Consider the following 19,923-nt stretch of genomic DNA (forward strand, 5'->3'; position numbering starts at 1 on the left):
AGTTCGCGCCAGTCAATGCCATCCCGGCGCCGACCCCGATGATCATCAATCCGCCTGTGCTGCCGATGGTTTCGAGGCGACGGGGCGAACGAGCGAACCAGGAGCGCGCCGTTGCCGCCAGCAGTGCCCAGGTGCCGTCCGAAAGCGCTTGGATCGCAAGAAATACCGCGCCCAGAGTCAGCAGCTGCGCGGGCAGTGCTCCTCGGCTCGGTTCCGCGAACTGTGGAAGGACGGCGGCGAAGAACACGATCGTCTTGGGATTGGTGGCCCCGACGACGAATCCCTGCCGGAAAACCCGGCGGCCGTCGGCGCTGGGGGCCTTCGATTGCAGTGCCGCCGCGAGCTTCTTGCGCTGCCGGATCGTCGTGATGCCCAGGTAGATCAGATACGCGGCCCCGACGACCTTCACGATCAGGAAGAGCATCGCCGAGGCCATCAGTACCGCGCCCAGACCGAACGACACCGCGACCAGCGGCACGAACGATCCGCTGACACCACCGGCGACCGACAGAACCGCGGACCGGCGGCCCAGACTCAGCGCCCGGCCGATGGCGAACAGCACGTTGGGGCCGGGAATGATGATCAGGATCGAGGCGGCGACCGCGAAGGCGGCGATATGCGACAGCGGAACCATCTCCAGGAGCGTAGCCGCGGCCGACCGGACTCCGCGGCGGAATCCGGTGCGGCCGAGCAGCGTCGGCGGGAGCCGCTCGGGGTCAGTTCGCCGCGGCGGCGAAGGTGCCCGGTTGGTAGGAGCCGCCCTTGGTCCGGGTGATCACCAACAGCCGGTTGGCGGCGTTGATCATGGCGACCAGGTAGACCAGTGCGGCGATCTGATCGTCGTCGAAGTGCTCGCGCACCCGGGCCCAGGTGTCGTCGCTGACACCGTGGTCGGCATCGGCCATCCGGGTGCCCTCTTCGGCCAGGGCCAGCGCGGCCTGTTCGGCCTCGGTGAACACCGTGGCCTCGCGCCAGGCGGCGACCAGGTTGATTCGCACGGCGGGCTCGCCGCCGGCGGCCAGCTCCTTGGCGTGGGCATCGACGCAGTATCCGCAGCCGTTGATCTGACTGGCGCGCAGCTCGACCAGTTCGATCAGGGATTTCGGCAGCGGCGACCGCATGATCGATGCGCTGGTGTTGGCGAAGCGCTTGCCGATCTCGGCGCCGAGCTGGTTGGCATTCAGGTCGAAACGGGGTTCCATCGGGTGTTCCTCACTTGCGGTGTCGGATTGGACGACCACAAGACGGCGACCGGCCGACCGGCATAACGGCGTCGCGGTGTGAGGTGGACCACGCCGATTTCCTGTTACGACGCGGCGGTGTCCGGCGTCGGATGGGGGAGACCGTCCAGAGAAAGCAGCAGCCATGGCAGACACGACGCGCACCACATCGCACGATCCCGACAGCCGCCGCCCGGACCTGGCCACCGAAACCTTTGTCGCACACCGTAATCTGCTGTTCACCGTCGCCTACGAACTGCTCGGCTCGGCCGCCGACGCCGAAGACGTCCTACAGGAGACCTGGCTGCGGTGGACCGGCGTCGACCTGGACACCGTCCGGGACCAGCGCGCATATCTGATCCGGATCACCACCCGCCGGGCACTGGACCGGCTGCGCACCCTCGGCCGCCGCAAGGAGTCCTACGTCGGCCCCTGGCTGCCCGAACCCCTGCTCACCGCACCCGATGTCGCCGAGGATGTCGAACTGGCCGAACACGTCTCGATGGCGATGCTGCTGGTCCTGGAAACGCTGCTGCCGATCGAGCGGGCGGTCTTCGTACTGCGTGAGGTGTTCGATCTGGACTACGAGGAGATCGCCGAGGCCGTGGACAAGACCCCGACCGCGGTGCGCCAGCTCGCCTACCGGGCCCGCTCGCACGTCGCGGCCCGCCGCCCGCGCGGAAACGTGTCCGCCGCGGACACCCGGGCCGCGCTGGCGGCATTCCAGCGCGCGGTCGACACCGGCGACCTGCAACACCTGCTCGACATCCTCGCCCCCGACGTCGTATTCCTCGGTGACGGCGGCGGCGTCGCCCGAGCCGCCCTGTCTCCCATCGTCGGAGCCGAAGCGGTCACCGCCGCGCTTGCCGCCGGACTGGGCAATCTGGCCGCCCGAGCACCCGAACCGGCTCACATCAACGGCCACCCGGCACTCCTGCTGCGCATCGATGGCCGGATCGACACCGTCCTGGCGCTGCGCCTGGACGACGGCCTCATCACCGGGCTCTACTCCGTGCGCAACCCTGGCAAGCTCGCGCGGCTACAGCACGAAACCGCCCTGCACCGCTGAGACCGGAGCTGCTTCGGCGCACCTTCGATTCGGCATGCGCTGAGGCGTGTGGTCGATCTCGTGACGTGCCGGATCCAGGGTGACAGGTCGAAGCCGGACGGGTGTTCGACTCGGAAATTTCCCGGGGTTGATCACTTTTCTGTGAGGCAAAATATATTGCGGTAGTGCGTCTTCGGCTAGCGCGTGAAGGTGCGGCGGTAGGTGGTGGGGGTGGTGCCGAGGGCGCGGCGGAAGTGCAGGCGCAGGTTGGCGGCGGTGCCCAGGCCGCAGTCGCGGGCGATGTGATCGATGGGGTGATCGGTGGTTTCCAGGAGTTCGCGGGCGCGGCCGAGACGGGCGTTGAGCAGCCATTGCAGCGGGGTCGTGCCGGTCTCCTCGGCGAAACGACGCATGAGGGTGCGTTGGGATACACCCGCGTGCCGGGCGAGTAGGCGCAGGGTGAGTGGTTCGCCGAGACGTTGCAGGGCCCAGCCGCGGGTATCGGACAGCGACGTCTCACCGGCCACCGGAACGGGTGCGGGGACGTACTGGGCCTGACCGCCTTCACGATGCGGTGCGGCCACCACGCCGCGGGCGATCCGATTGGCCGTCACCGCGCCGAGATCGCGACGCACGATGTGCAGGCACAGGTCGATACCGCAGCACACACCGGCGGAGCTGAGCACCTCGCCCTCGTCCACGTACAGCACGTCGCGCTCCACGCGCACCGCCGGGAAGTCCTGTTCGAAGTCGTCGATGTACTGCCAGTGGGTGGTGGCGCGCAGCCCGTCCAGGATGCCCGCGGCGGCCAGCGTGAACGCCCCGGTGCAGATCGACACCATGCGTTTGCCCTGATCACGGACCTGCGCCAACATCTCGATCGCGGCCTCGGGCGGGCGGCCGGGTGGTTCGCAGCCCGGCACGATCACGGTGTCGGCGGCGCGCACCTGCGCGGGACCTCCCGCGGCGGCCACGGTGAAACCGACGCTCGTGCGCACCGTCGGTGTGAGAGCGCACAGCGTCATCTCGTAGGGCGTCTCCGAACGGGCACTGAAGATCTGCGCCGGAATCGACAGGTCCAGCGGCGTGACCCCGTCCAGCGCCAGCACCGCGACTCGATGCACACCCATGGCAATATCCTAACCAAACGGGGCAAATTTGCCACTCGCCAGGTCAGGCCGATGAACGGCAGGCTGGAGATCATGACCGACCCGGCCCGCGACCTGATCGCACTACCGCGCACACCGCTCGCCGATGCCGTCGTGCACCTCATCCGCGCGGCGGAATCGACCTCGGTGTTCAACCACAGCATCCGCACCTATCTGTTCGCCCGGCTGGCGGCCGCGCGCCGGGCCCTGGCCGCGGGCCGCGACTACGACGACGACCTGCTGTTCGCCGCGGCCACGATGCACGACCTCGGCGTCGCCCCGGACGGCCCGCACATCCAGCGGTTCGAGGTCGAAGGCGCGGACCGGGCCGCGGCATTCCTGCGCGAACGCGGTATCGGCGAGACCGAGGCCGATCAGGTCTGGCAGGCCATCGCCCTGCACACCTCGCCGGGTATCGCGGAACGTCGCGGAGTGCTGTGCGTGCTCGTGCGCGAGGGTGTCGCCGTGGATTTCGGCGGTCCGCTGGGCGCGGAACCGCTCGCGGATCTCACCGAGGAGCAGGCCGAGATCGTGCACACCGCCTATCCGCGACTGGACATGGTCCGCTCGCTCACCGACGCGATCGTCGCGCAGGCCGCGAAGAATCCGAAAAACGCACCGCGATACGCGATTCCGGGCGAATTCCTGCGCGAACGCGAAATCTTCGGCCGCACCAGGCTGGAGCACTCCTGCCGAACGTCCCGATGGGGCGACTGACGAAGAAGGGAAGTATCACCATGACCATTCAGACCGTCGAAATCCCGGAGGGCACAGAAGCTTTCGGGAAGACCATCGATGCCTTCGCGCGCTTCGGCCATTCCGCCGCGGTCCGCGCCCACGGGCTGCTGTTCATCTCCGGTCAGATCGGCCGGCGCCCCGATGGAACCGCCGGTGAAACCGTCGAGGAGCAGACCGAACTGGCCCTGCGCCGCATCGAGGAGATTCTCCGCCAGGAGAACCTCGACCTCACCGCCCTGGTCGACGTCACCAGTTATCACGTCGACATCCGTCACAATCTGCCCGAATTCCTCACCGCCAAACAGCGTTTCATCGACGCGCCCTACCCGTCCTGGACCATCATCGGCGTCGACGGCCTGGCCAGTCCGGAACTCCTCGTCGAAATCCAGGCAACCGCAACATATCCCGAGAACGGCTGACGTTCGGAGGTCGGCGGCGAACTCGGTCCGGCTTCGAAAAGCGTTGCGCCGGAACCGGTGCGCCGCCGACCGGCGCGGGCGTCGAGAATCAGTCGGTGGGCTTGCCGAACCAGCGGGACAGGTGGTCGTTCAGGTCCTGCTGGTTCTCGCCGATCCAGGCGATGTGGCCGTCGGGCCGCAGCAGAGCGGCCGGAACATCCAGTGCCGCAGTGGGATCCGCGATCAGGTCGATCCGGTCGGACCAGCCGTCGACGGAGAGGGTCTCGGTGCGGTCCAGGAGCAGTCCGCGGCCCCGGTGCATCCGGTCGTAGAGACGGCCCTGTTTCAGATCGATATCGCGCAGGCGGCGGCCGAGCAGATCGGGGCCCTCGCCGAAGTCGTAGCGGATGCCGATCGCGGTGATCTTCTCGATGAGGTAGCGGTTCACCTCGTCGAACTCCATCAGTTCGGTGAGCAGTTTGCGCACCGCCTGCGGCCCCGGTTCGGTGGACAGCAGTTCCATCTGGGCGCGGGTGTTGTTCAGCACCTCCGCGGCGACCGGCCGACGTTCGGCCTCATAGGTGTCCAGCAGGGTTTCAGGAGCCCGGCCGCCGATCTGCGCGGCCAGTTTCCAGCCGAGGTTGAACGCGTCCTGAACGCCCAGGTTCAGGCCCTGACCGCCGGTGGGCGGATGGATATGCGCGGCGTCACCGGCCAACAGCACCCGGCCCACCCGGTAATGCTCGGCCAGCCGGGTGGCATCACCGAAGCGGGACAGGAAGCGCGGGGAGTGCACGCCGAAATCGGTTCCGGCGATGGCGCGCAGCCGCTGTTTGAAATCCTCCAGGGTGGGCGGTTTCTTGCGCTCGCTGACCTCGAGGTCGGGGACCACGACGCGATAGATCTGCCCGTCGCGGGTGCCGAGGCCGAATCGCTTGACGGTCTCCCGGATTTCGGTCACCTTGGCGGTGACCTCCTCCTGCGGCACTCCCACTTCCATCTCGCCCAGCAGCGTCTCGGTGCGCGCGGGTTCACCGGGGAAGCCGACGCCGAGCAGTTTGCGCACCGTACTGCGCCCGCCGTCGCAGCCGATCAGATACTTCGAACGCAGCCGCTCACCGTCGGCCAGTTCGACTGTCACCCCCTCGTCGTCCTGCTCGAAACCGGTCACGGTACAACCGCGCCGGACCTGCGCGCCCAGTTCGATCGCGCGTTCGGTGAGCAGTTGATCGATGATCGGCTGCGGAATGCCGAGCACATAGGCGTGCGCGGAATCCAGGCCCTCGGGCGCGGGTCTGGTGATGGCGGCGAAGAAACCACCGGTCGGATGCTGTTTTCCGCGTTCGAGAAAACGATCCAGCAGCCCGCGCATCGCCATCAGTTCGATACTGCGAATATGCAGTCCGAGTGCGCGCACGAACGGCACGGGCTCGGGTTCGGACTCCACGACGAGTACCCGCACCTCGTGCAGCCGCAGTTCGGCGGCCAGCATCGCGCCGGTCGGTCCGCACCCGGCAATGATCACATCGAACATGAACCACCCATTCGCCCAATTCTCACCCACCCAGTCGCCGTGCGGCCCCGTCGTCGGGCACGGCAATACGCCGCGCTGATTCCGGATTTCCGCAGGTTCTGGCTTCGGCCGCCTATTCTGCGGCACCCCCCGGGCCTTGCCGCAAGCCCCGGGGTGCGATATATGTTGAAAGGGGAGGGGGAGTTCAGCGGGCCGCGAATTTCGCGATGGCCGCCTCGGTGACCGGGGTGAAGAGGTTGACCAGATTGCCGTCCGGATCGCGCAGCAGCAGCGCCCGATTTCCCCACGGCATGGTCGTCGGCTCGTTCACGAAATCCGCTACCGCAGCGCGCAGTCGGCGATATTCGGCGTCCACGTCCGGGACCAGGAATTCGATGATCGCGGTGTGATTGTCGGCCGGGCGCGCGCTGCCGGGCCCGAAAAGCGCCACGGTTCGGGTGCTTCCGAGTGCGAGCGTTCCGGCCGGAGTCACGATCTCCGCGAAATCCGGCGTGGCCCAGGCGGCTTCGACACCGGTCACCAGTTCGTAGAACTCGGCCAGTCGGCGGACGTCATCGGTGATGAGGCGGATCGAGACGAGGTTCACGGCAGTGCCCTTCCGGTCGGCGTCGGAGGCGGATCCCCCGGCTTCTGCCAGGCTAGGGATGAAACCGGACAGGTTCTGTCCGCAGAGTTCGGGGGATCGTGGGCGTACGGTGGAAGCTCGTGGACCTACGGATCTTTACCGAACCCCAGCAAGGCGCAACCTACGACGATCTCCTGCGGGTCGCCAAGACTACCGAGGACGCCGGATACGACGCGTTCTTCCGGTCCGATCACTTTCTGAAGATGGGCGAGGTGTCCGGGCTGCCCGGCCCCACCGACGCGTGGATCACCCTGGCGGGCCTGGCCCGCGAGACCTCCCGGATCCGGCTCGGCACCCTCGTCACCGCCGCCACTTTCCGCCACCCCTCGGTGCTGGCCATCTCGGTGGCGCAGGTCGACCAGATGTCCGGCGGACGAGTCGAATTCGGCTTGGGCGCAGGCTGGTTCGCCGACGAGCACACCGCCTACGGCATCGAGCTGTACGAGGTGAAGGAGCGGTTCGACCGGTACGCCGAACAGCTCGAGATCATCACCGGCCTGTGGGAGACCCCCGAGGGCGAGAGTTTCGACTACGCCGGTAAGCACTACCGGCTCCAGGACGCCCCGGCCCTGCCCAAGACGACGCAGCGGCCGCGGCCGCCGGTGATCATCGGCGGCTCCGGCAAGAAGCGCACCCCGGAGCTGGTGGCCCGCTTCGCCCAGGAGTTCAATCTGCCGTTCGCCGACGTCGCCACGGCCAAGGCGCAGGGCGAGCGCGTGGACGCGGCGGCTCGGGCGATCGGTCGCGATCCCGGTGAGATCATCCGCTCGGTCGCGCAGGTGCTGTGCACGGGTCGCGACGATGCCGAAATCGCCCGTCGCGCAGCGGCAATCGGCCGCGAACCGGAGGAATTGCGGCAGAACGGCCTGGCCGGGTCGCCGGCGGAAATCGTCGACAAGATCGGCCGCTACCGTGAGGAGACCGGCATCACCCGGGTGTACCTGCAGGTGCTGGACCTCGCGGACCTCGAGCACATCGAATTCTTCGCGTCCGAGGTCGCGCCGCAGCTGGACTGAGTCGTCGACGAAATGCCGCGGCCCCGCACCCAATTCGTGAGTGCGGGGCCGCGGCGTTCTCTCGCGTGATCAGCCGACCGGTACGGGCTCGCGCTCCCGCGCCGCCTCGCGCTCCCGCTCCTGCAGCGCACGCAGTTTCGTGCCCTCGACGTCGATATCGGGCAGGATCCGATCCAGCCACTTGGGCAGCCACCAGGCCGAACGGCCCAGCAGCACCAGCAGCGACGGAATCAGCACCATGCGCACCAGGAAGGCGTCGAACAGCACGCCCGCGGCCAGCGCGAAGCCCATCGACTTCGCCGTCACGTCGGGCATCATGACGAATCCGCCGAACACCGAGATCATGATCACCGCGGCCGAGGTCACCACCCGAGCGCCGTGGTGGTAGCCCGCCACGACGGCCTCCTTCGGCGACCTGCCGTGGGTGTATTCCTCACGCATTCGCGAGACCAGGAACACCTGGTAGTCCATGGCCAGGCCGAATACCAGGCCGATCAGGATGATCGGCAGGAAGCTGACCAGCGGATGGGTCTCCTTGACCAGCCCGAGCTTGCCCTCCTGGAAGATCAGCACGGTCGCACCGAAGGTCGCGGCCATCGACAACAGGAAGCCCAGGGCCGCGGTCAGCGGCACCAGGATCGAGCGGAACACCAGCATCAGCAGGATGAACGCCGCCGCGGCCACGATCGCCATATAGGGCACGATCTTGCCGAGCAACGCACTGGACACATCGGCGTAGATCGCGGTGGTGCCCGTGATGCCGTATTCCATCCCGTACTGGGACTTGAACTGGTTCTCCGCGCTGCGCGCGTTCTTGACCAGATCCTGGGTGGCCTTGTCGTTCGGCCCGGTCTTGGGCACCGCCGACAACCGCGCACCCGTCGAATGCGTGTAGTCCGGAGCCTGGGTGGCCTGATCGACGACGTTGGTGGCCGCCGGGGTGACGAAATCCATCCCCGGGTAGCCGGCCAGCTTGTCGTGCAGCGCGGTCAGCGCGGCTTGGCGCTGCTCGGGTGCGACACCGCTCAGATCTGCGACGATGGTCAGAATTCCGTTGCTGCCCACGCCGAATCCCTCGGTGCGCAGGTCGTATGCCTTGCGCACGGTGCTGGTGGTGGGCTGGCTGTCCTCACCGGGCAGGCCCAGGCTCAGCTTGGCGGCGGGCAATGCGAACAGACCCAGCACGACGATGCTCAGCACCAGCGTCACCGCGGGCATCCGGCCGATCAGGCGGCCGAACCGCATGCCGTTGGTGACCGAGGAGGCGTCCTCGGGGTCGTGTTTGGCGACCAGCGGCAGCTTCGGCTTGAACAGGTATTTGCCGAACGCGCCCATCAGTGCGGGCAGCAGCGTCAGCGCGACCATGATCGCGAACGCCGCCGCGAGCGCGCCGCCCAGACCCATCCAGGTCAGGAAGCTGACCCCGACGATGCTCAGGCCGCACAGCGCGATGATGACCGTCAGGCCCGCGAACACCACCGCGGAACCGGCCGTGCCGATCGCGGTGCCGGCCGCCTCCTCGGGCGAATCCTGTATCGCCAGTTCGTGTTTGTAACGCGAGACGATGAACAGCGCGTAGTCGATGGACAGCGCGATGCCGATCATCGAGGCCAGAATCGTGGTGAAGCTGGGGATGTTCGCGATCGAGGTGCCGGCCATGATCAGCGCCGAGGCCGCGCCCACGCCGACGATGCCGGTCAGGATGGGTACGAAGGCGGCCAGCAGCGCGCCGAACGCGATCATCATCACGATGAAGGCCACGACGTAGCCGACCATCTCCGAGGCGCCGGTGTCGATGGCGTTGTTCTGCGCGATGGTGCCGTCCATCTCGACGGTCAGCCCGGCGCTGCGGGCGACGTCGGCCACGTCGTACGCGGCCTTGCGGTCGGCGGCGGTGATGTCGGAGAACTTCTTGATGCTGAACGGAACCTGCAGGTACGCAACGGTGTCCGCGGGTGCGGTGGAGCCGTCGCCCTTGCCCAGGACGTTCAGCGGGGCCAGGCCGCAGCGCGCGACGAACGCCGCGTCGGCGCGGTCGCCGGTGAGGCAGCCCATCTTGTCCGCGGCGTCGATCGGATTCATCACGGCGCCGGTCGGATTCATCGGCGTCTTGGTGTGGGCGACGATGTTCAGATCGCCCAGCTTCTGCACCAGTTCGGTGACCGCGGCACGGTTCGCGGGATCGGTGAGCTTCTGTCCGGCCGGTGCGCCGATCACATAGGTGCCGGTGACCGCGTCGAAGCTGAACTGCGCCGACATGCCGGGGAACTGTTTGTCGAGGATGTCCGTCGCCCGCTGGGACGGCAGGTTCGGGATGTTGAAATCATCCTTCACCGGCTGCTTCAGCCCGAGACCGAGCCCGCCGATGATCAGGAAGATCAGGAGCCAGACCGGTAACACGATCCATTTCCGGCGGTAGGCGAACTTGCCCCACCGGTAGAGGTATACGGACACGAGCGGTTTCTCCTAGCGATCGCTGGGTCGTGTGCTGGGCGAGATGTGTAGGCAGCCTTTGTGCGGCCGCCGTGCGTACCGCCTCCACGAGTTTTTCCTGCCTACCGTGCGGTAGGTAGACTACCGAGCCGTAAACGGAGCAACAACCTCGACTTGGCCACGTTCGCCCGCGCCGCGTAGGGGGATGAGAGGATCGCACAATGGCAACGCGCAGTTCTGCCGGATCGGTCGCCGCAGGTAGAAGTACCAAGGACGCGATTCGGGACGCTGCGATCCGCCTGTTCTCCGCCAAGGGATTCGATCAGACGAGCCTGCGCGAGGTCGCAGATGCGGTAGGAATCACAAAGGCGTCGCTCTACTATCACTACGCTTCGAAGCTCGATCTACTCCTTGCGGTCATCCGGCCGATCTTCGACGAACTGCGGGCCAACGTCGATGTCGCCGAGGGGCTCGAGCACAATTCGTCGACCGTTCGCGAGGTGCTCTCGGCCCAGTTGGGGGTGCTGTTGCGCAATCGCACCGCGGGCGCGATGTGCGTGCGGGACAGCGTCACGATCCTCAACGCGATCAGCGATCTCTACCCGGACATCATCGATAACAACCGGCGACTGTGTACCTGGCTGGCCGGTCCCGGTGCGGACGACGCGGCGATGCTGCGGGCCAGTGCCGCACTGGAGATGCTCACCTCGGTGTTCTGGTCGCGCGAACTCGCACCCGGCGCCGACGACGAGCTGATCGAACGAGTCCTGCTGAACGCGGCGCTCGGCGCCCTCGCCGGGGAGTAGGCCGTGCACATCTCGCCGCGGGTCGACAACGCCGTTCGGATACTCCTGGAGATCGCTCGAACGCAGTCCGATTCCCTTGGCACGCACCATGATTCGGTGAAGGCGGAAACCATCGCCGCGGCACAGGAGATACCGCCGAAGATCCTCGAGGCGACCGCCGCGCAGCTGCGCCGGGCGGGCCTGCTGACCAGTCGGCGCGGACCCGAGGGCGGTTATCGGCTCGCGCGCCCGGCCGAGCGGATCAGCATCGCCGACGTCATCCGTGCGGTCGAGGGGCCATTGGCCTCGGTACGCGGGCGACGTCCCGAGGACGTTCGATACTCCGGTGTGGCCGAACCGCTGCAACAGGTGTGGATCGCGTTGCGGGTCAACATCCGTGCGGTACTGGAAGAGGTGTCGATCGCGCAGATCGCCACGGGGCAGCTGCCGGAATTCGTCGACGCGCTGACCGCCGATCCGGGCGCCTGGGCCCGGCGTCCCTCCCTCGAAGGACCCGCGGGTACCGCCGAGCAGGACTCCGACCCGCGACCGAATCGGGTGTGAATCACACGTTCGTGCGGTGTTGCCGAACAGGCCGATGACGTGGGTGCGTCATCCGTGTCCGCCTCGGGAGAAACCTCGGGGACCGGGCCACCGAGAGACGGTAGCCTGCATCCATCATGTTGATCCGACTGCTTCGCACCTTCGCCGCACCGTATCGTGCCCAGCTGGCGGGTGTCGTCGTACTGCAGCTGGTCGCGGTGATCGCGATGCTCTATCTACCGACGCTGAACGCCGACATCATCGATAACGGTGTCACCAAGGGCGATATCGGCTACATCTGGCGCACCGGGCTGTGGATGCTGCTCGTCTCGGGCGTGCAGATCCTCGCCTCGGCGACCTCGGTGTACCTCGGCGCGCAGGCCGCGATGGGGGCCGGGCGCGATATGCGCGCGGCGCTGCTGCACCGGGTGGGCGCCTTCTCCGCGCGGGAGGTCGGGATGTTCGGTGCGCCCTCGCTGATCACCCGCAACACCAACGATGTGCAGCAGGTGCAGCTGCTGGTCGTGATGAGTGTGACCATCCTGGTGATGGCGCCGATCATGTGCATCGGCGGCATCGTCATGGCGTTGAAGCAGGCGCTCGGGTTGTCCTGGATCCTGTTGGTCGCGGTGCCGGTGCTGGCGTTGACCATGGCGGTGATCATCTCCCGGATGGTGCCCGGCTTCCGGGCCGTGCAGTCCCGCATCGACGGGGTGAATCGTGTTCTGCGCGAACAGATCACGGGCATCCGGGTGGTCCGGGCCTTCGTACGCGAACGGCACGAGACCGCGCGGTTCGACCTGGCCAACACCGATCTGACCAAGGCGTCGCTGTACGTCGGGCGCCTGAGCGCGCTGATGTTCCCCGCGGTCATGCTGATCAGCAATGTGACCACGGTGGCGGTGCTGTGGTTCGGCGGGCACGCCATCGACGACGGAACCATGCAGGTCGGGTCGTTGACCGCGATGCTGGCCTACATCATGCAGATTCTGATGGCCGTGATGATGGCCTCGTTCCTGGCGATGATGGCCCCGCGCGCGGCGGTCTCGGCCGAACGCATCTCCACGGTGCTGGAGACCGAATCCTCGGTGGTCCCGCCGCGACAGCCGCAGGCGTTCACCCGCGATCCCGGATCGGTGGAATTCGCCGCGGCCGAATTCACCTTCCCCGGTGCGGAGAAACCCGTGGTGCGCGATGTGCGGTTCCGCGTCGAGCCGGGCGAGACCACCGCGATCGTCGGTTCGACCGGTGCGGGCAAGACCACGCTGATCAATCTCGTTCCGCGCCTGATCGACGTGACCGGCGGGGAGATTCGCGTCGGCGGCGTCGATGTGCGCCAGCTCGACCTGGACGTGCTGCGCGCGCAGATCGGCCTGGTACCGCAGAAGGCGTACCTGTTCACCGGCACGATCGCGGACAATCTGCGCTACGGAAAACCCGAGGCCACCGACGAGGAACTGTGGCACGCCCTGGAGATCGCCCAGGCCGCGGATTTCGTGCGGGCCATGCCGCAGGAACTGCAGACGCCGATGGCGCAGGGCGGCACCACGGTATCGGGTGGTCAGCGACAACGGCTCGCGATCGCCCGCGCGCTGGTGCGCAGACCCCGGATCTACCTGTTCGACGACTGTTTCTCCGCACTCGACGTCGCCACCGACGCCCGGGTGCGCGAGGCGTTGCGTCCGGAGACCGCCGACGCGGCGGTGATCACTGTGGCGCAACGGATTTCCACGGTCCGCGACGCCGATCGGATCATCGTGCTGGAGGACGGCGCGGTGGTCGGGCAGGGGACCCACGACGAACTGCTGCGCGAGTGCGGTGAGTACCGCGAGATCGTGGAATCGCAGTACAGCCCGGAGGAGGCCGCGCGATGAGACCCGGTATGCCCGGACCGGGCGCTCCCGGAACCAAGGCGAAATCCTTCGGACCCTCGCTGAAGCGGTTGCTGCGCCGCCTGGCGCCCGATCGTGTGCTGGTCACGGTGATCCTGGCGCTGGCCGTGATCGCGGTCGTGCTCAACACGCTCGGCCCGCAGATCCTCGGCAAGGCCACCAACCTGATCTTCGACGGCGTCATCGGCAAACAGCTGCCCGCGGGCCTGACCAAGGATCAGGCGATCGCCGGACTGCGCGAGCGCGGCGAGAGCCGGATGGCCGACATGCTGGCCGGAATGGACGTGATCCCCGGCACCGGTGTGGATTTCGGCGCGGTCGGCCGGGTGCTGATGGTGGTGCTGGTGCTGTACATCTGCGCCGGAGTGTTCGGCTGGTTGCAGGGATATCTGCTCACCACGGTGATCAACCGCGTGATCAAACGGCTGCGCGCCGATGTCGAGGACAAGATCCACCGGTTGCCGCTGAGCTATTTCGACAACAATCCGCGCGGTGACCTGCTCAGCCGCGTCACCAACGACGTGGACAACATGTCGCAGAGCCTGCAGCAGACGCTGAGCCAGATGGTGACCTCGGTGCTGACGGTGATCGGCATCCTGATCATGATGTTCTGGATCTCGCCGCTGCTGGCGTTGATCGCGCTGCTCACCGTGCCGGTCGCGGTGGTGGTGACCGCGCAGATCGCCAAGCGGTCCAAACCGCATTTCATCGATCAGTGGAAGTACACCGGTCTGGTCAACGCCCAGGTCGAGGAGGCGTACACCGGGCACGAGGTGGTCACGGCGTTCGGCCGGATGAACGAGGTCGGCCGGGAGTTCGACCAGCGCAACGGCAAACTCTACGAGGCGAGTTTCCGGGCGCAGTTCATCTCCGGGCTGATCATGCCGGTGATGATGTTCGTCGGGAACCTCAACTACGTGCTGATCGCCGTGGTCGGCGGGTTGCGGGTGGCCTCGGGCAGTCTGTCCCTGGGTGAGGTGCAGGCGTTCATCCAGTACTCGCGGGGTTTCAGTCAGCCGCTCACGCAGATCGGATCGATGATCAATCTGCTGCAGTCCGGGGTGGCCTCGGCCGAGCGGATCTTCGAGATCCTCGACGCGCCCGAGCAGATCGCCGATCCGGCGCGGGAGGATTCGCGGCCGGTGGAGCGCGGGCGGGTGGCGTTCGAGGACGTCTCGTTCCGGTACGAGGCGGACAAGCCGATCATCGAAGATCTGTCGCTGGTCGCCGAGCCCGGACACGTGGTGGCCATCGTCGGTCCGACCGGTGCGGGCAAGACCACGCTGGTGAATCTGCTGGAGCGGTTCTACGAGGTGGACGAGGGCGTCATCACCATCGACGGCGTCGACATCACCCGGCTGACCCGCGATCACCTGCGGTCCCGGATCGGCATGGTGTTGCAGGACACCTGGCTGTTCGGCGGCACGATCCGGGAGAACATCGCCTACGGCAATCCCGCGGCGAGTGAGCAGGAGATGCTGGAAGCCGCCCGCGACGCCTTCGTCGACCGGTTCGTGCACTCGCTGCCCAACGGCTACGACACCGTGATCGATGAGGAGGGTTCGGGCGTCAGCGCCGGGGAGAAGCAGCTCATCACCATCGCGCGCGCCTTCCTGGCCAAACCGTCGATCCTGATCCTGGACGAGGCCACCAGTTCGGTCGACACCCGCACCGAACTGCTCGTCCAGCAGGCGATGGCGGCGCTGCGTCGAGATCGCACCAGTTTCGTTATCGCCCACCGTCTTTCGACGATTCGCGATGCCGACCTGATCATCGTCATGGAGTCCGGCCGCATCGTGGAACAGGGCACTCACACCCAACTGCTCGCCGCCCGCGGGCAGTATCACAAGCTCTACAGCGCCCAGTTCGCAGGCGCCGCAACGGATCAGGACCTCGAGGATACGCTCGACGCGGTGTAGTGCCCGCCGGTTTCCGAGCTGTGACGGCCACAGCCGCTCCGCGTCATCGAACAGCGGCGCACCTCGATGCGCACCGGGCGGCGAATGTGTTCTGCCTGCCTGGCAGTATTGCGGGGTGGCTGTTCCCGCTGATTTCTCGTTTTCCATCGGTACCCGGCTGGAGGGGCGGCACGGGCGGTCGGGGGTATTGCGGACGCCGCACGGGAGTATTTCCACTCCGGCGTTCATTCCGGTGGGGACGAAGGCGACCGTGAAGGCGGTATTGCCGGAGACGATGCGGGAGATCGGGGCGCAGGCGCTGCTCGCCAATGCCTATCACCTCTATCTGCAGCCGGGGTCGGACATCGTGGACGAGGCGGGCGGATTGAGCCGGTTCATGAACTGGCCGGGGCCCACGTTCACCGACAGCGGCGGATTTCAGGTGATGTCGCTGGGGGTCGGCTTCAAGAAGGTGCTCGCCATGGAAGCCGTCGGCGTGCAGAGTGACGAGGTGATCGCGAAGGGGAAAGAACGTCTCGCGGTCGTGGACGACGACGGGGTCACTTTCCGATCGCATCTGGACGGAGCGAAACATCGTTTCACCCCGGAAGTGTCGATGGGTATTCAGCATCGCCTCGGCGCGGACATCATGTTCGCCTTCGACGAGCTCACGACATTGTTCAATACCCGTGGCTATCAGGAGAAGTCGCTGGCGCGCACGCACGAATGGGCGCAGCGCTGCATCGATGAGCACGAGCGCCTGACCGTCGAACGCACCCACCGGCCGTATCAGGCGTTGTTCGCGGTCATCCAGGGCGCGCAGTACGAGGATCTGCGCCGCAAGGCATGTCGCGATCTGGAATCGTTGCGGGGAAGTGCCGGAACGGGATTCGACGGTTACGGTATCGGCGGCGCGCTGGAGAAGCACAATCTCGGCACGATCGTCGGCTGGTGCTGTGACGAACTGCCCGAGGACAAACCACGTCATCTGCTCGGCATCAGCGAACCGGAGGATTTCTTCGTCGCCATCGAGAACGGCGCGGACACCTTCGACTGCGTGAACCCCTCCCGCGTCGCCCGCAACGCCGCCATCTACGTCCCCGAGGGCCGCTTCAACATCAACACCAGCCGTTTCCGCCGCGATTTCACCCCCATCGACGAAACCTGCGACTGCTACACCTGCGCCCACTACACCCGCGCCTACATCCACCACCTGTTCAAGGCGAAGGAAATGCTCGCCGCCACCCTCTGCACAATCCACAACGAACGCTTCACAATTCGCCTCGTCGACGATATTCGCGCCAGTATCGACGGCGGCTACTACGACGAATTCAAAGCCGAGGCCCTCGGCCGCTGGCAGGGCCGCATCACAACGCCTACTACCTGAGTCGTCAACTCGCCCAGCATCTTCGGACTCGCGTCCATATTTCCAGGTGAGCGCATCGGCTCAGTTCACCGCAGCAGGATGGCGAGTATGTCGGGTGCGGTGAAGCGCCGGCCGTAGGAGCTGTCGTCGTACCGGCGAAGGACATCGGCGGCGACCAGTTGGGCGACCAGGGTTCTGGCGCGGGCTGGGGTCACGTCGAGGTGCTGACTCACGTTGCGAATGGTGAAAATCGGCTGGGCGAGTGCGTAATCAACCAGTCGCACAGCGTTTTCCGCGCGTAAACCGGCCTTGCGCACTCGAGTCTTCAGTTCGTGCTGCACCCGGATCAGGTCCGTGAGTTGCGTCGCGGTGGAATTCGCCGCCGCACCTACACCGGTTGTGAAGAATTTGATCCATCCGTCCCGGTCGCCTTTCGTGCTGACCGAGAGCAGGCGGTCGTAGTATTCGGCGCGGCGGCTTCGAACCAGGGGGAGACCGTCAGTGTCGGTTCCGACAGCACGCCCGACAGGTGCAGTTGCAGCACGATGAGCAAGCGGCCGATACGCCCGTTGCCGTCGTTGAACGGATGCAGGGTTTCAAACTGATAGTGCGCCATCCCCGCTCGCACCAGGGGGTCGATGGCGGCACTGGGGTGCATGAGCCAATCGATGCAGTCCCGCACCCGGCCTTCGAAATCGAACAATGAAAGCATATGCCCACTTCTGTTGCTTTCTGAGCGCACAATGCAAGAGAACGGCTACTTCTGTTGCGTTTCGAATCGATTTTCGCCCTGGAACGCAACACTGTGACGGCAGGCGCGAGGCCGACAGCCCGTATGTGGACCGGGATCAAGGTCGGGTGGTCTTTTGTAGCCCAGGAAGTATTGGGGCGCAACATCATTCGGACACCCGATCGCTCGGGTGTCCGAAATATATTGAACCTGAGTGGATTACCGTAGGCAGGACACTTGTCAGCTGTAGAGGGCCGGGCGGTCCAGCGGGGCGTAGCTCGGTTCGCGCTTCTTCAGGTAGGCGATGCAGCGGTAGCTGATCGGCATGACGATGACCTCGCAGAGGGTCTTCCAGATGAAGCCCACCAGAACGTAATTCAGGAATGCGCCCCAGGTGTTGATGCCGATCGCGGTGGCGGCGATGGAGCAGAAGACCAGGGTGTCGCCGAATTCGCCGGCGACGGTGGAGCCCAGCAGGCGGGCCCACAGGTGCTTCTCCTTGGTGCGTTCCTTGATCAGCACCAGCGTCACCGAGTTCAGGAACTGACCGATGACGTATCCGGCCAGACCCGCGGCGACCAGTTGCGGGGTGGTCCCGGCGACGGTGCGGAAGGCGTCCTGGTTGCTGTAGAAGTCGGCTGCGGGCAGGCCGATGGCGATCCAGAAGCACAGCACCATCAGCGCCAGCATGCCGAAGCCGTAGTAGATGGTGCGGCGGGCGGCCTTGAAGCCGTAGACCTCGCTGAGGATGTCGCCGATGACGTAGGCCAGGGGGAACAGGAAGAACGCGCCGTCGGTGGTGATCGGCAGGATCTCCAGCGGTCCGAGCGAGAGATGCTGCCCGCCGAAGAATTGCACGCCCTTGGTGGCGCAGATGTTCGAAATCATCAGTGTGGTGGTGAAAACCACCACGATCAGTGTGTAGGGACTCCCCACGGCTCGCGCGAACGACGCGTGTTCGGCCGCGGGGCGCCCAGACTCGTCGATTTCCGGCGTTTGTCTTGTTTCGCTCACGAGGTACTGACGATACCGGGAGTCGGGTGCCTTCGAATAGGCTGGACGAATGACGAATCCCGGCGATTCCGACGAGTGGTGGAAGCAGTACGGCGGCGAGGGTGTGTCGTCGGAGTCGGGGGGCCAGCCATCGGCGCCGCCGCCTCCGCCGTCCTACAACTCGGCTCCGCAGTATCCGGCCGCGCCGCCACCGCAGGCGCAGTCGTATCCGAGTTATCCCCAGGCGCCGATCCAGCCCGCCCCGCAGCCCTATCCGCCCGCGCCCGGATATCAGCCCTACGGCGGTTATCCGCCCGTGCGCAGTTCGAACGGGATGGCCATCGCCTCGCTGGTCACCTCCCTGGCCGGGCTCGCGACCTGCGGTGTCACCTCGATCGTCGGAGTGATCCTGGGGTTCATCGCGCTGAATCAGATCAAGGAGCGCAATCAGGACGGTCGCGGGATGGCGCTGGCCGGGATCTGGATCGGGGTCGGCATCATCGTCCTGGTCGTCGCGTACTTCGTCATCGTCTTCGTCATCATCGCGAACACTTCGTCGAACACCTATTGAGTGCCGGGAGAACGACGAGGGGCGCACCCGTGATCGGGTGCGCCCCTCGGTATTTCGCGGTGCTGCGAGTGTTCGGCCTCAGCCCTTGATCACCTGGGTGCCGCCGGCGATCCGGTCGTGCCAGCCCTGCTTGATCGGGGACTGCTCGATGGTGACCATCATGACGATGACGATGACCAGCGCGGCGATCGATCCGATGCACCACAGCAGGTTGCAGATCGCGTAGATGTTGCGGATGAGCGCCTGCTGGAAATCCGGCTTCGGCGCACCGTTGGGGCCCAGGGTCCGCAGACCGAGGATCTTCTTCCCGAGGGTGAAGCCCTGCGTGGCCTCCATCACCGGGAAGTACAGCGCGCCGACCAGGCCGAACAGCAACCCACCGACCAGCTGAGCGCCGAAGGACATTCCCATCGACATCTGGATGAGGAAGAAGAACAGGTACCCCGGGATGGACACGATGACCATGTCGATCAGCCGGGCGCCGATCCGGATGCCCAGTTCAGCGGGCTGCGCCCCCGGCGGCAGTCCCGGAACGCCCGGCATCCCCGGAAAACCGGGCGCACCCGGTGCGCCGTAGCCGGGCTGCTGACCGTAACCCGGCTGCTGACCGTAACCCGGCTGCTGACCGTAACCCGGCTGCTGTCCATAACCCGGCTGCTGACCGTAAGCCTGCTGCTGCCCGTAAGGGTCCTGCTGCGGATACGGCTGTCCGCCGGTCTGCTGTCCGTAAGGCTGCTGCTGTCCGCCGGTCTGTTGTCCGTACGGCTGCTGCTGTTGTTGTCCGTAAGGGTCCTGCGGTGCCCCCTGCGGATACGGCTGTCCCCCCTGCGGGTACGGTTGCTGGCCGTACGGCTGCTGCTGCGCGTAGTCCGGCTGGCCCGGGTAGGGCTGCTGACCGGATTGGGGGTATGGCTGACCGTACGGCTGGCCGCCCTGGGGGTATTGGTTGGGGTCGTACCCACCGCTTGTCATATTTCGTGTAGTC

Annotated in this window: 20 protein-coding genes; 10 read left to right on the plus strand and 10 right to left on the minus strand. The window is 66.3% G+C overall.

Features of this window, described 5'->3' with window-relative positions:
* A partial coding sequence (locus ON40_RS01225; RefSeq protein ID WP_040817434.1) for a LysE family translocator occupies positions 1–634 on the minus strand: 634 nt, incomplete at its 3' end.
* 82 nt (positions 635–716) lie between these two features.
* Complete coding sequence (locus tag ON40_RS01230) at positions 717–1,202, minus strand: carboxymuconolactone decarboxylase family protein (protein WP_040817536.1); 486 nt, start codon at positions 1,200–1,202, stop codon at positions 717–719.
* A gap of 163 nt (positions 1,203–1,365) precedes the next feature.
* Between ON40_RS01230 and ON40_RS01235 the strand changes: the two genes are divergently transcribed.
* Positions 1,366–2,289: an RNA polymerase sigma-70 factor gene (locus ON40_RS01235; protein ID WP_040817436.1), complete on the plus strand. Its 924-nt coding sequence runs from the start codon at positions 1,366–1,368 to the stop codon at positions 2,287–2,289.
* A 176-nt stretch (positions 2,290–2,465) separates the two neighbouring features.
* On the opposite strand, the gene ON40_RS01240 is transcribed toward ON40_RS01235, so the two are convergent.
* Positions 2,466–3,398, minus strand: a complete 933-nt coding sequence (locus ON40_RS01240) for a GlxA family transcriptional regulator (protein WP_040817439.1) — start codon at positions 3,396–3,398, stop codon at positions 2,466–2,468.
* Between the two features lie 51 nt (positions 3,399–3,449).
* Between ON40_RS01240 and ON40_RS01245 the strand changes: the two genes are divergently transcribed.
* Together ON40_RS01245 and ON40_RS01250 are read left to right on the plus strand one after the other, a co-directional pair.
* Positions 3,450–4,133 (plus strand): HD domain-containing protein, encoded by a 684-nt coding sequence (locus ON40_RS01245; protein WP_040817442.1) that lies wholly within the window; start codon positions 3,450–3,452, stop codon positions 4,131–4,133.
* A 20-nt stretch (positions 4,134–4,153) separates the two neighbouring features.
* A complete protein-coding gene (locus tag ON40_RS01250) occupies positions 4,154–4,573 on the plus strand; it encodes a RidA family protein (protein WP_040817538.1) in 420 nt (139 codons plus the stop codon).
* A gap of 88 nt (positions 4,574–4,661) precedes the next feature.
* On the opposite strand, the gene rox is transcribed toward ON40_RS01250, so the two are convergent.
* Both rox and ON40_RS01260 read right to left on the minus strand, forming a co-directional pair.
* On the minus strand, positions 4,662–6,086 hold the full coding sequence (gene rox / locus ON40_RS01255) for a rifampin monooxygenase (protein WP_040817540.1): 1,425 nt from the start codon (positions 6,084–6,086) through the stop codon (positions 4,662–4,664).
* A gap of 184 nt (positions 6,087–6,270) precedes the next feature.
* Complete coding sequence (locus ON40_RS01260) at positions 6,271–6,672, minus strand: VOC family protein (RefSeq protein ID WP_040817444.1); 402 nt, start codon at positions 6,670–6,672, stop codon at positions 6,271–6,273.
* A 119-nt stretch (positions 6,673–6,791) separates the two neighbouring features.
* On the opposite strand from ON40_RS01260, the gene ON40_RS01265 reads away from it, so the two are divergent.
* On the plus strand, positions 6,792–7,727 hold the full coding sequence (locus tag ON40_RS01265) for an LLM class F420-dependent oxidoreductase (RefSeq protein ID WP_040817447.1): 936 nt from the start codon (positions 6,792–6,794) through the stop codon (positions 7,725–7,727).
* Between the two features lie 69 nt (positions 7,728–7,796).
* On the opposite strand, the gene ON40_RS01270 is transcribed toward ON40_RS01265, so the two are convergent.
* Positions 7,797–10,181 carry an MMPL family transporter gene (locus ON40_RS01270; protein WP_040817450.1) on the minus strand — a complete coding sequence of 795 codons (2,385 nt, stop codon included), beginning with the start codon at positions 10,179–10,181 and terminating at the stop codon, positions 7,797–7,799.
* Positions 10,182–10,381: 200 nt separating this feature from the next.
* On the opposite strand from ON40_RS01270, the gene ON40_RS01275 reads away from it, so the two are divergent.
* From ON40_RS01275 to tgt, 5 genes are all read left to right on the plus strand, one after another.
* Positions 10,382–10,966 (plus strand): TetR/AcrR family transcriptional regulator, encoded by a 585-nt coding sequence (locus ON40_RS01275; RefSeq protein ID WP_051192505.1) that lies wholly within the window; start codon positions 10,382–10,384, stop codon positions 10,964–10,966.
* 3 nt (positions 10,967–10,969) lie between these two features.
* Positions 10,970–11,509, plus strand: coding sequence for an RrF2 family transcriptional regulator (locus tag ON40_RS01280; protein ID WP_040817453.1), 540 nt, complete (start codon positions 10,970–10,972; stop codon positions 11,507–11,509).
* Between the two features lie 116 nt (positions 11,510–11,625).
* The gene (locus tag ON40_RS01285) at positions 11,626–13,362 is read left to right on the plus strand and encodes an ABC transporter ATP-binding protein (protein WP_040817455.1); all 1,737 of its coding nucleotides are present in this window, start codon (positions 11,626–11,628) and stop codon (positions 13,360–13,362) included.
* On the plus strand, positions 13,359–15,299 hold the full coding sequence (locus tag ON40_RS01290; protein ID WP_040817457.1) for an ABC transporter ATP-binding protein: 1,941 nt from the start codon (positions 13,359–13,361) through the stop codon (positions 15,297–15,299). The genes ON40_RS01285 and ON40_RS01290 overlap by 4 nt, the downstream gene beginning before the upstream one ends.
* A gap of 115 nt (positions 15,300–15,414) precedes the next feature.
* Positions 15,415–16,665, plus strand: a complete 1,251-nt coding sequence (tgt, locus tag ON40_RS01295) for a tRNA guanosine(34) transglycosylase Tgt (protein WP_040817459.1) — start codon at positions 15,415–15,417, stop codon at positions 16,663–16,665.
* Positions 16,666–16,730: 65 nt separating this feature from the next.
* Here the strand turns inward: tgt and ON40_RS53670 are convergent, their stop codons facing one another.
* The 3 genes from ON40_RS53670 to ON40_RS01305 all read right to left on the minus strand — a co-directional run bounded on the left by ON40_RS53670 (position 16,731) and on the right by ON40_RS01305 (position 18,388).
* Complete coding sequence (locus tag ON40_RS53670; RefSeq protein ID WP_174434992.1) at positions 16,731–16,928, minus strand: hypothetical protein; 198 nt, start codon at positions 16,926–16,928, stop codon at positions 16,731–16,733.
* Positions 16,929–17,032: 104 nt separating this feature from the next.
* Positions 17,033–17,356: a Fic family protein gene (locus tag ON40_RS53675; protein WP_083895332.1), complete on the minus strand. Its 324-nt coding sequence runs from the start codon at positions 17,354–17,356 to the stop codon at positions 17,033–17,035.
* 258 nt (positions 17,357–17,614) lie between these two features.
* Positions 17,615–18,388 carry a queuosine precursor transporter gene (locus ON40_RS01305; RefSeq protein WP_174434993.1) on the minus strand — a complete coding sequence of 258 codons (774 nt, stop codon included), beginning with the start codon at positions 18,386–18,388 and terminating at the stop codon, positions 17,615–17,617.
* 49 nt (positions 18,389–18,437) lie between these two features.
* Between ON40_RS01305 and ON40_RS01310 the strand changes: the two genes are divergently transcribed.
* Complete coding sequence (locus tag ON40_RS01310) at positions 18,438–18,938, plus strand: DUF4190 domain-containing protein (protein WP_040817461.1); 501 nt, start codon at positions 18,438–18,440, stop codon at positions 18,936–18,938.
* Positions 18,939–19,016: 78 nt separating this feature from the next.
* Here the strand turns inward: ON40_RS01310 and ON40_RS01315 are convergent, their stop codons facing one another.
* Entirely contained in the window at positions 19,017–19,910 is an 894-nt protein-coding gene (locus tag ON40_RS01315) for an RDD family protein (RefSeq protein ID WP_040817464.1), read from the minus strand.
* Positions 19,911–19,923: the final 13 nt, after the last annotated feature.

The organism is Nocardia jiangxiensis NBRC 101359 (assembly GCF_000308615.1).
In the GTDB taxonomy this organism is placed as follows: Bacteria; Actinomycetota; Actinomycetes; order Mycobacteriales; family Mycobacteriaceae; genus Nocardia; species Nocardia jiangxiensis.

What these genes read in the sequence shown, in the direction of transcription:
- ON40_RS01230 (WP_040817536.1), bottom strand. Translation starts at nt 1,202, where the DNA reads ATGGAACCCCGTTTCGACCTGAATGCCAACCAGCTCGGCGCCGAGATC.
- ON40_RS01235 (WP_040817436.1), top strand. Translation starts at nt 1,366, where the DNA reads ATGGCAGACACGACGCGCACCACATCGCACGATCCCGACAGCCGCCGC.
- ON40_RS01240 (WP_040817439.1), bottom strand. Translation starts at nt 3,398, where the DNA reads ATGGGTGTGCATCGAGTCGCGGTGCTGGCGCTGGACGGGGTCACGCCG.
- ON40_RS01245 (WP_040817442.1), top strand. Translation starts at nt 3,450, where the DNA reads ATGAACGGCAGGCTGGAGATCATGACCGACCCGGCCCGCGACCTGATC.
- ON40_RS01250 (WP_040817538.1), top strand. Translation starts at nt 4,154, where the DNA reads ATGACCATTCAGACCGTCGAAATCCCGGAGGGCACAGAAGCTTTCGGG.
- rox (WP_040817540.1), bottom strand. Translation starts at nt 6,086, where the DNA reads ATGTTCGATGTGATCATTGCCGGGTGCGGACCGACCGGCGCGATGCTG.
- ON40_RS01275 (WP_051192505.1), top strand. Translation starts at nt 10,382, where the DNA reads ATGGCAACGCGCAGTTCTGCCGGATCGGTCGCCGCAGGTAGAAGTACC.
- ON40_RS01285 (WP_040817455.1), top strand. Translation starts at nt 11,626, where the DNA reads ATGTTGATCCGACTGCTTCGCACCTTCGCCGCACCGTATCGTGCCCAG.
- ON40_RS01290 (WP_040817457.1), top strand. Translation starts at nt 13,359, where the DNA reads ATGAGACCCGGTATGCCCGGACCGGGCGCTCCCGGAACCAAGGCGAAA.
- ON40_RS53675 (WP_083895332.1), bottom strand. Translation starts at nt 17,356, where the DNA reads ATGCTTTCATTGTTCGATTTCGAAGGCCGGGTGCGGGACTGCATCGAT.
- ON40_RS01310 (WP_040817461.1), top strand. Translation starts at nt 18,438, where the DNA reads ATGACGAATCCCGGCGATTCCGACGAGTGGTGGAAGCAGTACGGCGGC.
- ON40_RS01315 (WP_040817464.1), bottom strand. Translation starts at nt 19,910, where the DNA reads ATGACAAGCGGTGGGTACGACCCCAACCAATACCCCCAGGGCGGCCAG.